Source organism: Acinetobacter sp. LipI_19, assembly GCF_058242925.1.
In genome coordinates this window covers 3,399,461-3,414,944 of sequence record NZ_JBZAYK010000001.1, presented here as the reverse complement: position 1 = coordinate 3,414,944, position 15,484 = coordinate 3,399,461, and the positions used below count along the sequence as shown (strand labels likewise).

General features: G+C 39.9%; 13 protein-coding genes. 11 read left to right on the top strand and 2 right to left on the bottom strand.

What is annotated here, in order from left to right:
* Positions 1-5 precede the first annotated feature (5 nt).
* The 4 genes from AC4CVF_RS16400 to AC4CVF_RS16385 all read left to right on the top strand — a co-directional run bounded on the left by AC4CVF_RS16400 (position 6) and on the right by AC4CVF_RS16385 (position 5,331).
* Positions 6-812, top strand: a complete 807-nt coding sequence (locus tag AC4CVF_RS16400; protein WP_336952178.1) for a putative hydro-lyase — start codon at positions 6-8, stop codon at positions 810-812.
* Between the two features lie 19 nt (positions 813-831).
* Positions 832-2,412 carry a 5-oxoprolinase subunit B/C family protein gene (locus AC4CVF_RS16395; protein ID WP_336952177.1) on the top strand — a complete coding sequence of 527 codons (1,581 nt, stop codon included), beginning with the start codon at positions 832-834 and terminating at the stop codon, positions 2,410-2,412.
* A 1-nt stretch (position 2,413) separates the two neighbouring features.
* Positions 2,414-4,153, top strand: coding sequence for an acetyl/propionyl/methylcrotonyl-CoA carboxylase subunit alpha (locus AC4CVF_RS16390; protein WP_419819655.1), 1,740 nt, complete (start codon positions 2,414-2,416; stop codon positions 4,151-4,153).
* 140 nt (positions 4,154-4,293) lie between these two features.
* Entirely contained in the window at positions 4,294-5,331 is a 1,038-nt protein-coding gene (locus AC4CVF_RS16385) for a hypothetical protein (RefSeq protein WP_419327074.1), read from the top strand.
* 103 nt (positions 5,332-5,434) lie between these two features.
* Here the strand turns inward: AC4CVF_RS16385 and AC4CVF_RS16380 are convergent, their stop codons facing one another.
* Positions 5,435-6,181: an SDR family oxidoreductase gene (locus AC4CVF_RS16380; RefSeq protein WP_419819654.1), complete on the bottom strand. Its 747-nt coding sequence runs from the start codon at positions 6,179-6,181 to the stop codon at positions 5,435-5,437.
* 150 nt (positions 6,182-6,331) lie between these two features.
* Between AC4CVF_RS16380 and AC4CVF_RS16375 the strand changes: the two genes are divergently transcribed.
* From AC4CVF_RS16375 to AC4CVF_RS16355, 5 genes are all read left to right on the top strand, one after another.
* Complete coding sequence (locus AC4CVF_RS16375) at positions 6,332-6,667, top strand: winged helix-turn-helix transcriptional regulator (protein ID WP_336952173.1); 336 nt, start codon at positions 6,332-6,334, stop codon at positions 6,665-6,667.
* Between the two features lie 106 nt (positions 6,668-6,773).
* Entirely contained in the window at positions 6,774-7,223 is a 450-nt protein-coding gene (locus AC4CVF_RS16370; protein WP_419819653.1) for an ammonium transporter, read from the top strand.
* A gap of 26 nt (positions 7,224-7,249) precedes the next feature.
* Positions 7,250-9,892: a type I DNA topoisomerase gene (gene topA / locus AC4CVF_RS16365; RefSeq protein ID WP_419327063.1), complete on the top strand. Its 2,643-nt coding sequence runs from the start codon at positions 7,250-7,252 to the stop codon at positions 9,890-9,892.
* A gap of 70 nt (positions 9,893-9,962) precedes the next feature.
* A complete protein-coding gene (locus AC4CVF_RS16360; protein ID WP_336952169.1) occupies positions 9,963-10,721 on the top strand; it encodes a hypothetical protein in 759 nt (252 codons plus the stop codon).
* Positions 10,722-10,857: 136 nt separating this feature from the next.
* Positions 10,858-11,421, top strand: coding sequence for an HdeD family acid-resistance protein (locus tag AC4CVF_RS16355; protein ID WP_336952580.1), 564 nt, complete (start codon positions 10,858-10,860; stop codon positions 11,419-11,421).
* A 188-nt stretch (positions 11,422-11,609) separates the two neighbouring features.
* On the opposite strand, the gene AC4CVF_RS16350 is transcribed toward AC4CVF_RS16355, so the two are convergent.
* Entirely contained in the window at positions 11,610-12,059 is a 450-nt protein-coding gene (locus tag AC4CVF_RS16350) for a carboxymuconolactone decarboxylase family protein (protein WP_336952579.1), read from the bottom strand.
* Positions 12,060-12,158: 99 nt separating this feature from the next.
* On the opposite strand from AC4CVF_RS16350, the gene AC4CVF_RS16345 reads away from it, so the two are divergent.
* A complete protein-coding gene (locus tag AC4CVF_RS16345; RefSeq protein WP_490789715.1) occupies positions 12,159-13,295 on the top strand; it encodes a glycerate kinase family protein in 1,137 nt (378 codons plus the stop codon).
* A 187-nt stretch (positions 13,296-13,482) separates the two neighbouring features.
* Positions 13,483-15,474, top strand: a complete 1,992-nt coding sequence (locus AC4CVF_RS16340) for an ATP-dependent helicase (RefSeq protein ID WP_490789714.1) — start codon at positions 13,483-13,485, stop codon at positions 15,472-15,474.
* The last annotated feature ends 10 nt before the right edge of the window (positions 15,475-15,484 follow it).

The following is a 15,484-nucleotide window of genomic DNA, read 5'->3' as shown; positions in this document are numbered from 1 at the left end:
GACACATGTTTAAAGAGATTAAAGTCGATCCAGTTCAACTAAAAGCTGCATTGGATGCGCGACAACAAATTCGTGCGGGTTTTGATCAACCCACAGCAGGAATGGCTGCTGGAATGACACAAGTGAATATGATTTCTGTACCCAAAGACTGGGCATATGATTTCTTGTTGTATGCCCAGCGTAACCCACAAAGTTGCCCTGTGTTAGATGTTTTGGAAGAAGGCGTATACCACTCTCGATTGGCTGCTGACACAGACATTCGCACTGATTTTCCACGATATCGTGTTTGGAAAGACGGTGAAATGGTTGATGAGCTCACTGATGCGAGTGAGCTTTATAACGCGCATCCTGATTTAGTGACCTTTTTAATTGGCTGTAGTTTCTCCTTTGAAACAGCTTTACAAGACGCAGGGATTGAAGTGCGTCATATCCATGACAAGACCAATGTACCGATGTATTTGAGTAATATCGAATGCCTTTCTGCTGGACGTATTTCAGGGAATATGGTGGTTTCTATGCGGCCCATTCCTGCCCATCAAATAGCTGAGGCGGTAAAAATTACGGCGCGTATGCCGAGTGTTCATGGTGCTCCCGTACATATTGGTCATCCTGAAAGTTTAGGAATACGCGACATCAATCAGCCAGATTTTGGTGATGCCTCACGTATTGAACAGGGTGAAATTCCAGTATTTTGGGCATGTGGTGTAACGCCTCAAGCGGCAATCATGAACTCGAAAATCCCATTTGCCATTAGCCATGCACCAGGACATATGTTGATTACAGACATACCTGATCGTGCGTGGATGCGTTAAGACAAGAAAGGATCAGTAAATGCGATTTTTATCGGTAAATTCCGACAGTTTCTTGATTGAGCTTTCTAGTTTAGAAGAAACTTTGGCGTTATACAGTAAATTGCAAAATTTACACTTGAATGGAATCAAAGATTTAATTCCTGCTGCAAAAACAATTTTAATTTGTTTTAACGAAATCAAGACTGACTTTAAAACCTTGAGTGTTTTGATTGGTACGTTAAACCTTGATTCAGGTTTTGATCGCAATACGCAGGAAGTGATTATTCCGATTCGTTACGATGGCGAAGATTTAGTACAAGTGGCGGAACTGCAAGGCCTCTCTATAGCCGATCTGATATTAAAACATCATCAAAGTACTTGGGACGTTGCCTTTATTGGCTTTGCTCCAGGTTTTGCTTATATGAGTAGCCTTGATCTGCCCTTTACAGACGTTCCTCGTCTAAAGACACCGCGTAAAAAAATTCCATCAGGTTCACTTGGACTTGCTGGGCAATACTCGGGTATCTACCCAAAAGATAGTCCAGGTGGTTGGCAATTGATTGGAACAACGTCAGAAAAAATGTGGGATTTGGAGCGTCAAAATCCTGCGCTTTTACGACCAGGAATGCGGGTGCATTTTGAGGATATAACTCATCGGCCTGTATCTGTGGATGTGCCCAAGCAAATCACGCCACGACAAGATTTAACTTTAAAACACCCCTTATTTAAAATCACGGCATCTGGCTTGCAAGTTTCGATTCAAGATGAAGGCCGTTTTCAGCACAGCAATATCGGTGTGGGGACAGCAGGTGCGATGGATGTGGTTTCGATGCATTGTGCCAATCGAATCGTGGGGAATCCAACGGATACGCCTGTGATTGAGGTACTCAATGGTGGTTTAAAAGCAGTCATGCAAAATTCAGCTGTCATTAGCGTGGCAGGTGCAATTTCCAATATCCATGTGAAATTTGCAGATGGTCAAAAAGTAGATTTTGACAGTTATCAAGCGATTGCACTGGATGAGGGAGATGAATTTCAAATTCAAACGCCGAGTGCAGGGTTACGCAATTACCTTGCGGTTCGTGGTGGTTTGGATATTCAACCCATTTTAAATAGCTGTTCTTTTGACAGTTTAGCCATTCTTGGTCCAGCCCCTTTAAAAACGGGTGATGTCATTTACCAAGGTCAAGTTGTCCCATCCAATATCAGCATCAACGAAGTGCCAAAATCCAATCTCCCGTCCCTTGGCGATACGATTGAACTTGATATTGTGATGGGACCTCGAACGGATTGGTTTGAGCAAAGCAGTATTGAAAAACTGTGCAATCAAGCATGGTTAGTGACTCATGAAAGTAATCGAGTGGGATTACGTTTATCTGGGAAAGCACCCTTAACACGTAAGATTCACCATGAATTGGAAAGCGAAGGCACATGTATTGGTGCTTTGCAGATTCCACCCAATGGTCAACCTGTATTGTTTATGAATGATCACCCATTAACAGGTGGTTATCCTGTGATTGCTTCGGTTGCCAAGCATCATTGGGATTTGGTGGCACAAATACCTGCGGATTGCCATATCAAATTTAGAAAAATCGCCGAATTTGTAGATATCGAGAACTAAGATGAACCAGCAAAAATATGTAAATGAAAAATTATTGATTGCCAATCGTGGTGAAATTGCTGTGCGTATTATCCATGCTTGTCGGGATATGGACATTGCTTCAGTGGCGATGTATGCAGATGACGATATTGGCAGTTTGCATGTCGAACTTGCAGATGAAGCGTGGGGTTTGGTTGGGGCAACTGCAAAAGAAACCTATTTAAATATTGATGCCATTATTGATATTGCTAAAAAATCAAAAGCCACGATGGTGCATCCGGGTTATGGTTTTTTGTCAGAACGGGCTGAGTTTGCACAAGCCGTGATTGACGCAGGATTGAAGTGGGTGGGTCCATCTCCTGAAGCAATTACCAAGTTGGGTGACAAAATTGAAGCACGTAAAATCGCTGCTTCAGTAGGTGCTCCATTGGTACAAGGCACACAAGACCCTTTGAACAATGCAGATGAGGCTTTAGCTTTTGCAAAACAATATGGATTGCCAATTGCAATTAAAGCAGCCTTTGGTGGTGGTGGACGTGGCTTAAAAGTGGTTTGGAAACTTGAAGAAGTGAAAGAACTTTATGACTCTGCTGTACGTGAAGCACAAGCTGCATTTGGTCGAGGTGAATGTTTTGTTGAGCAATACTTAGATAATCCACGTCATGTTGAAGCGCAAGTTATTGCTGATTTACATGGAAATGTTGTGGTTTTAGGCACACGCGATTGTTCTTTACAGCGTCGTAATCAAAAATTAGTTGAGGAATCTCCAGCACCATTTATCAGTGACAAGATTTACCAAGAGATTTTAACTTCAGCAAAAAATATTTGTCAGGCTGCTCATTATGTTGGAGCAGGGACAGTCGAGTATTTATTGAGTCAAAACGGGACGCTATCATTTTTAGAAGTCAATACGCGGTTGCAAGTTGAACATCCTGTGACGGAGGAAACAGCGCGCGTTGATTTGGTGGTTGAGCAAATTCAGGTGGCTTTGGGCGAAGAGTTATCGATCAAAGAAACCCCTAAAGCACAAGGTCATGCCATTGAGTTTCGTATCAATGCAGAAGACCCTAGCCGTGGTTTTATTCCAGCATTTGGTACACTAAGTTTATTTGAAGCACCTTTTGGTCATGGTGTGCGTGTCGATACTGGCGTGCGCACAGGCTCTCTGGTTTCCAGCCATTTCGATTCTTTAATGGCAAAGCTGATTGTGACGGGGGAAACGCGTGAAATCGCAATACGCCGCGCAAAACGTGCTTTAAAGCAGTTTAAAATTGAGGGTGTGGCTTCAGTTTTAGATTTTCATCGAGCCGTGCTGAATGAGCCTGATTTTATCGACGAATTTAAAGTACATACGCGTTGGATTGAAAATGACTTTAAACAAGACTTAAAATCAACTCGACGTGCGATTCCTCAGCATCAACAGCCTATGATTTTGAGTTATATTGAAATAGATGGAAAATTACATCGTCTAGGGTTACCTGCAGGGATGTTTGCTCAAGGTGCAGTTCAGGCTGATCTACAACAGACGCAAACACCAGAGTTAGCGCTTCAACCTGAGCACTTACAAGCGCCTATTAACGGGGTCATCATTGCATGGAAAGTCCAAACCGGAGAGCAAGTGAGTGCAGGGCAAGTTGTGGCAATTATGGAAGCCATGAAAATGGAAGTTCAAGTTTTGGCTCATCAAGATGGTCTAATTCAATTGCTTAAAGAGGTAGGTTCAACCTGTTATGCAGATCAAGTGATTGCAACAATCCAATGATATTTATCTTTAAAATTTAAAACTTATAAATTTAAATCAGGTGGAATTGGGAGTTTAGGATTAAATTTCCAATTTTATTTGACCTTTTGTTGAAAGCTAGTTGTAATGCTTGGCACTGTTCAGTCGCAAAATTTTTGACCATGCCGAATAAAGCTGTTCTTCTCGATCTTGAAAATAATATGCCTACAGCCAATATCCTGAGGGAGATTATTGAACATTACCCGACACTCTATCTTTTCAATTGCACAGGGCAATTTCAGTACTCTCTAGAAGACTTAACTGAGTTTTCAGGCTGGGTGAGCAGTGGCCAGGTGGTGATTTTAGAGGTACCGAATGCATCTGAAAAAGAATATGAATATGCAGTTGTGGTGGGACAACTATTGGCATTATTAGAACCTGAAATTAAGATTGACGTAATTTCTGCAGTGCCAAGCTGTCGCTTATTGTTAGATCTAATGCGTAGTGCTGATCTTGATTGCAGTTTTATTCAAGTTCAGTCGACGCTAGAGCGTCAACGCAACAAATACTCAATACCAAGTCTACAAGCGATTAAAAATAAGCCATATTTAATCATGGTGAAGAAGTATTGTGATGCTTTGGGAGAAATGACTGGCAAACCAAATACGATTGAGAAATTGAAAAATTCTATTGTTAATATTTTGCAAATTGTTCCAGAAAAAGCTCAACATCTTGTTGGAATGTTAATCAATTTGAAAATTGTCAAACGCTTTGATGATCAAGTTGCTTACCGTAAAAAAGTGTTGAAGCAATGGACAGCTCTTGATATTGAATCTCCTGTTTTAGTAAACCTAACTGAGACAGAATCCGTAGCACAAGCTAATATTAAAATTGAAAAAATTGATCAATTTTTAGAAAAATTATGTGCGGACTCGGATCGAGTTTTACAAGAAGTTGATCAGCAAGATTCGGTGAGTTTGGTACACAATGTTTTATTTAAAAACTTTGAAAAAATAGATCCTGTACAAATCGAAGTCATCCATAAATTGAATGATCTAAAAACAGATAAACCTAAAGATATTTATGCGTTACGAGATTTATTGGAACAAATGTTTCCAAAGTCAGATATTCGTTTATTGCTTAAAGAGTTGATTGAAAAAGGCTATATTTACTGGAATGGTCATGAAGTTGTTTATAGTCATGAAATGTACTTAAATTAGACCAAACTTGAAGTTATCAGAGCAAAACAAAAAAGCGATTAGATTTAATGTTAAACGCTTTTTTATTGAGTTATAGATCCTGTTTTGATAAGTCTGTACGTTCTTATAAATTTGCGACACCTCCATCTATTAATAGTTCGCTACCCACTATAAATTTAGCTTCATCTGAAGCAAGATAAATAAAGGCATTGGCGATTTCTATAGGATCTGCCAATCTTTTAATTGGTACCAGATTTTCAATACTGACTTTAAGTTGTTCGGTCTCAGCGGGGGTATTGGCGACTTTGTTAAGGGCTGGTGTTAAAGTTGGTCCTGGGGAGAGTAAGTTAAAACGTATTTGATGCGCTAAAAGCTCTCTAGATAATGTTTTGGCTAAAGAGCGTAAAGCGATTTTAGATGCGGCGTAAACGCTACTTTTCTCTAAGGCAATATGAATACTGGTCGAACCACATAAAATGACTGAGGCATGGGGATTGATCATTGAAAGCAAATTTTGAATAAGAAAAAATGGGCCTTTTACATTGGTGTTGAAAATCACATCGAATTGTTCAGTTGTCCATTGACCAAATGCCTCATGTGTGACATTACCAGCATTGATATAAATTACATCGAATTTAATTGATAATTCTTGTATTTTTTGAGTGAAATTATCTTGAGATGCTAAATTGGAATGATCACATGAGATGCCCAAGCTTTGCGTACCGAGTTGATTTTGTGTTTGCAAAATTTGGTCTTGATTTCTGCCTGTAAATACAACAAAAGCACCTTCTTCTATTGCTCGTTGTGCGGCTACAAAACCGATTCCACTGGTTGCACCTGTAATTAAAACCGTTTTATTCTTTAATCGCATATTGTTCACTAAATTGTCTAAAGACTCTTATATTGTGGAAATTTATTTGCGAAAGTAAGTACTTACCAATTGGTGACTTAGTCGTTGTTTGGTTTGAAATAGACTAAACTCATATACTATAAAATGTAGCTTTATGTAAGGTGAAAAATAATGACACTGCAATATGAGCAAAATTGTTCGATTATGCGATTTGTTGCATTATTTTCAGGAAAATGGGTGTTGCCGATTGTCTATCATCTTATTGAAGCAAAACATCCTGTTCGGTTTAGCCAATTACAAAAGGCTTTAGCGCCTATTCCCCAAAAAGAGCTATCGAAACATTTAAAATTGCTTGAGCGATACCAACTTATAACAAAGCAGATTTACCCAGAAGTACCACCTAGAGTGGAATATCAAATCACCGAATTGGGACAAACGTTGGAAAACTCTATTCAGTCATTGGGAATCTGGATGGAGTTTTATGAAAAAAATATGAATGAAAAATAAGAGATTAAACTGACCTCAAAATGAGTAATTGCAGGTAATTTTAATTTTAAACTTGCGTTTTATATTCAGCTTATGCAACTCTAATATAGGAATTAAAAGGTGAACTATGGAACACACTGGTCTTTGGGTTGCGCTCGTTATTATTGTTTTTGTATTGGGCTCGATTTTTGGCTTACGCGTAAGCCCTAGAGAAAAAGCATTAGGTTTAATGCGAGAGAAAGCACGTAAGATGGGCTTACACCCACGTTTAGTGGCTGCACCAGAGTGGACGAAAATCCCAATGGCAACAGAGTCTCGTGCGAGTATGGTGGCTTATTATAGTGTACTTATTCCAGATGCACGCTTAGCTTTGATGCGCGCCCGTGTAGCAGAGCAAAAGCTTCAAGTGGTCCTCGGTGATGAGAAATTTAAAGATTTTCCCATTGCATTAAAAGGGATTTATGCTATTGATATGCAGGCCAACTGTGTAGGGCTTTATTGGGATGAAGAATCTGACCTCAGAGCAACACAGCTTGATGATATGAAGGCATATTTACTTACATTGGCTGAAATTTAACTTAATAATAGGAACAGTGGTTTATTATGGCGAACGCTCCTCGGTCCACATCCAAAAGCACAACAGCAAATTCTCCTGATGCTGGGAAAAAACGTGCACTAGTGATTGTGGAGTCGCCTGCAAAAGCGAAAACGATTAATAAATATTTAGGCTCAAATTACATTGTGAAGTCTTCGGTAGGTCATGTTCGTGACTTGCCTACAGGTGGTTCAAGTAAATCGACAGAAAAAAAACCAGCAACACGTACCAAATTGACGGATGAACAGAAGGCTGAAAAGGCACAATCCGCTTTAGTCAATCGTATGGGGGTTGATCCTGAGCATGGCTGGAAAGCTAAATATGAAGTGCTTCCAGGCAAAGAACATGTCGTCGCTGAACTGAAAAAACTGGCCAAAGATGCAGATGAAATCTATCTCGCAACGGATTTGGATAGAGAAGGGGAAGCGATTGCTTGGCATTTAAGAGAAGTGATTGGTGGTGATGATAGCCGTTACCATCGTGTAGTCTTTAACGAGATTACCAAAAATGCCATTCAAGAAGCATTTAAGCAACCTACACGACTAGATTTAAACCGTGTGAATGCGCAACAGGCTCGTCGCTTTCTCGACCGCGTGGTTGGCTTTATGGTTTCACCATTACTGTGGGAAAAGATTGCGCGTGGCCTCTCTGCAGGGCGTGTACAGTCGGTTGCGGTAAAATTGGTGGTCGAGCGTGAACGTGAGATTCGTGCCTTTATTCCTGAAGAATACTGGCAAGTTTTTGCAGATACCCAATCTGCAAAAGATGAAATTCGTTTAGAAGCAGTCAAGCAAGCTGGCAAAACATTAAAATTACAAAATAAAGCGCAAACTGATGCTTTATTGAAAATTTTAAAAAATGCTGAATATAAAGTTGCAACACGCGAAGATAAGCCAACTAAGGTCAATCCAAGTGCGCCTTATATAACGTCAACTTTGCAACAAGCTGCTAGTACTCGCTTAGGTTTCTCAGTGAAGAAAACCATGATGCTGGCACAGCGCTTATATGAAGCTGGTTTTATTACTTATATGCGTACTGACTCAACATTCTTGAGTGATGATGCTGTCAGTATGGTGCGTAATCATATTGAAACTGAATTTGGTGCAAAGTACTTACCTGCTAAAGCAAATCGTTATGGGAATAAAGCCAATGCGCAAGAAGCCCATGAAGCGATTCGTCCTTCCAATGTTGCCTTAAAAGGCGATAGTTTGGCGGGTGTTGAGCGTGATGCACAACGTTTATATGATTTGATCTGGCGTCAATTTGTTGCATGTCAAATGACTCCAGCAGAGTATTTATCCTCAACGATTTTGGTTGATGCCAATGGTGTAGAACTCAAGGCCAAAGGTCGTACTTTAGTTTTTGATGGTTTTACCAAAGTGCGTGGTCAGAACAAGTCTGATGATGATGTTTTATTACCAGCAGTCAAAGTGGGTGAAATTCTAAAACTTGAGAAACTTGATCCTTCTCAACATTTCACTAAACCCCCTGCACGTTTTACTGAAGCATCTTTAGTTAAAGAATTAGAAAAACGTGGTATTGGTCGTCCATCTACCTATGCTGCGATTATTTCTACGATTCAAGATCGTGGCTATGTCAAACTCGACAATCGGCGTCTTTTTGCAGAGAAGATGGGAGAAATTGTTACCGATCGTCTAGACGAGAATTTTAATAACCTGATGAATTATGCATTTACTGCAGATTTGGAAGGTCAATTGGATAAAGTTGCAGATGGTGAACGTAATTGGAAAGAGCTGTTAGATAGTTTCTACGGTGATTTTAAAAAGCGTTTAACTACAGCACAGGGTGAAAACGGTATGCGCCGTAATCAACCTGTAGAAGTTGAAGCTGTTCACTGTAAAGAATGTGAACGTCCGATGCAGATTCGTACTGGTACAACGGGTGTCTTCCTTGGTTGTTCTGGCTACAACTTGCCACCAAAAGAACGCTGTAAAGGGACGTTGAATTTAACACCAGTTGAGTCGTTGGCTATACTTTCTGATGATGACAGTGCTGAAACTGCTGACTTAATGTCGAAAAAACGTTGTCCAATATGTGGTACGGCAATGGACAGCTATGTGATTGATGGTGGTCGCAAGTTACATATTTGTGGTAATAACCCGGATTGTGATGGTTACGAGCTGGAAGAAGGCGAGTTCAAAATCAAGGGTTATGATGGTCCAACCATTCCATGTGATAAATGTGATGGCGAGATGCAGTTAAAAACAGGTCGTTTTGGTCCATATTTCGCTTGTATGAGTTGTGACAATACCCGTAAAGTTCTGAAAAATGGTCAGCCAGCGCCACCTCGTGTCGACCCAATCAAAATGGAACATTTACGTTCAGTCAAACATGATGATTACTTTGTTCTACGTGATGGAGCAGCGGGGTTATTCTTGGCTGCAAGCAAATTCCCTAAAGTACGCGAAACACGTGCACCGAAGGTTGCGGAGTTACGTTCAGTTGCAGATCAACTTGATCCTAAGTATCAGTTTATCTTGCAAGCACCTGATCAAGATCCAGATGGTAATCCAACATTGGTTAAGTTTAGCCGTAAAAACCAAGCGCAATATATTGGTTCAGAGACCCCAGAAGGTAAACAAACCAAATGGTCTTTGGTCTACCAAGATGGGAAATGGGTAGAAGCTTAATTCATAGATATTTAAAAATGCTGGCCTAGGTCAGCATTTTTATTGCAATTAAAAATTGAGAATATAATCAATGTGGAAAAAGATTCGAGTTGGTATTTTACTGATCATTCTGCTGATTGTTGCAGTGAATGCTTGGCGTGATATGAACCAAGATTGGAGCAAGCCCATCTTTGTTTTATTACATCCAATTAATGCAGATGGTCAACGCTCCACATCAGTCTATATTCAGCAAATTTCAACAGATGATCTTGAAGAAATTAAACATTATTTAAGTTTGCAGTCTCAAGTATTTCGTGGACAACCGATTTCGTTCCATTTTCAACTTGGACGTGAATTAGATACTTTGCCACCTAAGTTTCCAGAATCAGGCCGTATATTGGATACAGTTCTGTGGAGCTTAAAATTTAGATTTTATGCATGGAAACAGCATCAAGGAGAAGATGGCTCACCATCGGTGACCCTGTATTTAAATTATTATGATCCGAAGTTGCTGAAAGTATTGAAGCACTCCACTGCATTGGAACGAGGACGTATTGGCTCGGTGAATCTATTTGCATCGCGAAAGCAAAGTTCGAGTAATAAGGTTGTTCTTGTACATGAGTTGTTACATACCTTTGGCGCCAAAGATAAATATGATTTTAAAACAGGGCAGCCACTCTATCCAACAGGCTATGCAAATCCTGAGCAACAACCACGCTACCCGCAACCACGTGCAGAAATCATGGGTGGATATATTCCGCTTTCAGAAAGTAAAAGCAAAACACCTGAAGAACTAGCAGATACTATGATCAGTCGACTCACTGCACAAGAAATGGGATGGGTGAAGTAGCATATAGACCTGTGCAATTTATCGCTAAGATTCTGCTCAAATAAAGCTTTATTTTCGTATAGATGCAGATTTTATACAGACAAACAACTGAATTAGATCAACAATAAAATCAATGAATAACAACCAAGAGAAGAATATGCGTACTGTAGGAAATGATTTAGTTCGTCATCAACTCCATGAAAACCGTAAATGGTATCTTCTGCTTGGAGCTTTATTGGTGATTTTTGGATTAGTGCTATTGGCTTCACTGAGTATGGCAACATTGACAGTTGTTGCATTGTTTGGTGCTTTAATGATGATCGGTGGGGCTTTACACCTGATTGCAGCATTTAAAATTTTTGATGGCGGTTTCCGTTGGCTTTGGGCGTTGTTTGGTGTGTTGTATATCGCAGCGGGTTATTATGCCTTTAAATCTCCGATTACCACTGCAGTGGTATTAACCAATTTACTGGCAATTGCTTTATTGATTGGCGGTTTTATTCGTATTTTTAATGCTTTTATGTTGAAACCAATGTCTGGATGGGGTTGGACATTATTTTCAGGGCTTTTAACATTGGCAACAGGCGCAATTATTTTGGCATCACCTGATTCTCCTTTTTGGGTACTCGGATTATTTTTAGGTGTGGATATTTTATTCCAAGGAGTGAACTATCTTACCTTCGCAGCAGCAATTAAACACATCCCTCCAGCGAGTCATTAAGGTTTCACTTGATATTTGAAATCGTATACGCTTTTAATAAAATGCCTGATGAATGACATCAGGCATTTTGCATTTTGGCGTAAATATTTATGCAACTAGAGCAGTATTCTGTTAAATCTTATCTTAATTAACACGCTTGAAAAGCGAAGTGTTGCCTAGATAAATTGATTAAAGTGCTAAAACGCAGCTTACTTTGCAACTTTATACTGGCTAGAAATGGCGATACGGTTCCATGTATTGATCACAATCGCAATCCATTCAATCGCTGTAATTTCATCACTAGATAAATGCTGTGCAGCTTGCTCATAAGCGTTATCTGGAAAATGTTGATTGGCAATTAAAGTAATCTCTTCAATTAAAATTAAGGCCGCACGTTCTTTTTCAGTAAAGTATTCACTCTCACGCCAAGCACTAATCAAGGCAATACGATCGGTTGACTCGCCCGCTTTAATTGCATCTTGGGTATGCATACGAACACAGAAAGCACATTGGTTAATTTGCGAGGCTCTTAATTTGAGCAAATGAGAGAATCCAACATCAAGCCCAGCTTGCTGAACTTTTTGCATAGATAAATTTTCAAGCTCGATGACCGTTTTATATAGTTCTGGGGCGGTCTTCCCAAGGTTTACACGTTGCATAGTTGTCATTTCTTTAGTCTTAATTATGAATTTATTAGTTTATCTATACTCGAAAAATCGTTATGTTAATTTTTGAATCTCATCAAAATGCATTTGCTCATGTCTAAAGTTTTTGTTCTTGCGCCTGACTCATTTAAAGAAAGTATGACAGCCGAACAAGCTTGTTTTGCAATGCAACGTGGCATTGAAAAAGTCATTGCTGATGCACAGTTTATTCATGTACCTATGGCAGATGGTGGTGAGGGAACAGTCGATGCTTTGGTCGCTGCACGAAGTGGTCGTAAAGTATATATTGAGGTCACTGGTCCATTGGTTCAGCAACGAATATCCACCTATTGGGGATTAATTGATGGCGGTCAAACGGCTGTTATAGAAATGGCGATGGCAAATGGTATTCATTTGATTGAAAAATCCCAACGTAATCCTTTGGTGACATCAACTCTGGGTACAGGGGAAATGATTAAAGCCGCTTTAGATTTGGGTGTTGATAAAATCATTATTGGTCTAGGTGGGAGCGTCACCAATGATGCTGGTGCTGGGATGGCACAGGCTTTAGGGGCAAAATTTTTAGATGAAAACAACCATCCTGTAGATGTGGGTGGTGGGCAGCTTCAACAGATCAAAAGCATTGATCTTTCACAACTCGATGTGCGTTTAAAAGCGACTGAGATTATTATTGCCAGTGATGTAAACAATCCATTATGTGGTCCAAATGGTGCTTCTTTTATTTTTGCACCACAGAAAGGAGCAACTGCTGAGATGGTTGGGATCTTAGATCAAAATCTTGATCATTTTGCTATGTTGGTGAAACAACAATTGCATGTGGATGTGGCAAATATTCAGGGTGCTGGTGCTGCAGGCGGTTTGGGTTTCGGACTTATGGCTTTTACAGGAGCAAAAATACGCTCTGGTATAGAAATCGTGATTAAAGAAACCCAACTTGAGGATAAAATTGCACAAGCGGATTATGTGTTTACTGGTGAGGGCGGTATTGATTTTCAAACCAAGTTTGGCAAAACGCCTTTTGGTGTGGCGCAAGTTGCCAAGCAGTTGAATAAACCTGTGATTGCTTTTGCAGGGCATATCGGTGAAGGCGTCGATGAGCTTTATGCAGAAGGCTTTAGTGCAATTTTTGGAATAGTTGATGGTGCATGTGATTTAGCAACAGCATTAAAGCATGGTGAGCAAAATTTAGAACGCTGTTGTGAGAGTGTGGCTCGGTTGTTAAGATTATAGGGTTGTTTTTATTATCGAAGCTCTCCTTTAATCTCTGCTATGGGTGATGAATTTTATTGTCTTGAATTTTTCTTCATTGGTATGTCCTGATTTAAGCGTCAATTCACGACTTGATTCTTGGGTTAAAATGCATAATTTCACTATAGCTCTGCTAAACTAGCAGCCATCCATAAAATGATGAGTGAAAATGAGTTTAGCCAACCTGATTAATGAATTAAACCCTCAACAAAAACAAGCTGCTACGACTGAAACAAAACATAGTCTAGTTCTTGCTGGGGCAGGTTGTGGCAAAACCAAAACCATTGTGGCACGAGCTGCATATCTCATTGATCAAGGCATTCCTGCCAATCAAATCCAAATTTTGACATTTACCCGCCGTTCTGCCAGCGAGATTGTGGCGCGGGTAGAGCTTGCTTTAGGTGATCAGGCCAAAGGGTTACGCGCATCTACATTTCATACCTTTTGCATGTATTTACTTAGACGTGTGCCAAAAGCTTTTGGATTAGATCAATTTTCGATCATAGATCGTGATGATCAATTGATGTTGTTCCGTTTGATTCGTGGAAAGGATGATAAAAAGAATCCCAACGCCTTACCTAAACCACAACAGCTTTGTGATTTATATTCCTTTGCACGCAATACTCGGCAAAAACTAAGTTTGGCTTTAGAAAAGCAATTGCCTGAGTTTTTAGATGATAAAGACCAAATTGCTGAAATCATGAAAGAGTACGAAACCCGAAAGCGGGCACGTAGTTTTCTAGATTACGACGATATTCTCGCCGTGGTTGCTTCTGCTTTGGCTCAGTCGGATGGCTTAGCAGATTATGTCGCGGGCTTATGTCAGTACATGCTAGTTGATGAAATGCAGGATACCAATCCTTTGCAATGGGCGATTCTTGAACCATTAAAAGACAAAACATCATTGTTCTGTGTGGGGGATGATGCACAGTCAATTTATGGTTTTCGTGGTGCGGATTTTGAAAATATCCACCATTTTAAAGAACGTGTACCAGATGCAGAGATTTTTAAATTAGAAAAAAATTATCGCTCTACTCAAGAAATTTTAGATTTTTCAAACTGGTTGCTTGATCAAAGCGATATTCATTACGATAAAAAACTTGAAGCTTATCGTGGTGAAGGCATTAAACCGCGAATGCATGTTTTTCCAAACGAGTTTGATGAAGCAAAATGGATCGCGATCGACATCAAAGAGCGACATTTATTAGAAGGTTCAGCTTGGCATGACCACATGGTGTTGGTGCGCTCAGCCTTTGCGGCAAGACATATTGAGGCTGCTTTTATCCAAGCCAATGTTCCTTACCGATTTATTGGTGGGATGAAGTTACTTGAAACAGCGCATGTTAAAGACTTACTGAGCTTATTGCGTGTTATTGCCAATCCATTGGATGATATTGCATGGATGCGGTTTTTAACCTTGTGGAATGGCGTGGGCGATGTCGGTGCGAGTAAGCTGGCGCAACAACTGTTACTTGATGCAGATATTGAGAAAATCACAGAAAAATTAGAAAAGTTTGGACGCATTCCTGACAATACATTGCTGATTATGAAGCAAATGAGTGTATTGAAAACTGAAGTTGAAGCCTGTGTAAAACTCGGTGTAGAGGCTATTCTCAATCAACTTGAAGAAAATTATGCCAAAAAAGATTGGCATAAACGGGTGGGTGATTTTGATTTGGTTAAGCAATTGGCATCTAAACATACCCAACTGAGCGAGTTCTTAGAAGAATATGTGCTTGATCCTGTTTCAATCAGTGAAATTGAACGTCAGTCGCAAGATGATGTGGTGACTTTAATTACGATCCATTCTGCGAAAGGTACAGAACAAAAGGTTTGCTATGTGGCAAATGTCTCTGCGGGGCAATATCCTAATGCACGTGCTCAAGGAAATTTCGATGAAGTTGAGGAAGAGCGTCGTGTGCTTTATGTGGCTTTAACACGCGCCCAAAATGAACTTATTTTAACCAAACAAAATTTAAGTTTTTGGGCCCATACGCAAACGGATGAACAAGGTCGTAAGATTGAAAGTTATTTTCTCAATGACTTAACTCGAAATTTATGTACTACAGAAACCCACTACAGACAGCGAGAGCAAACTGTAAAAAGTGCCTTAATCGAACGTCGGGCGATTAATTTAGATTTTGGTATAGATCTAGATTAAACTATAGCAA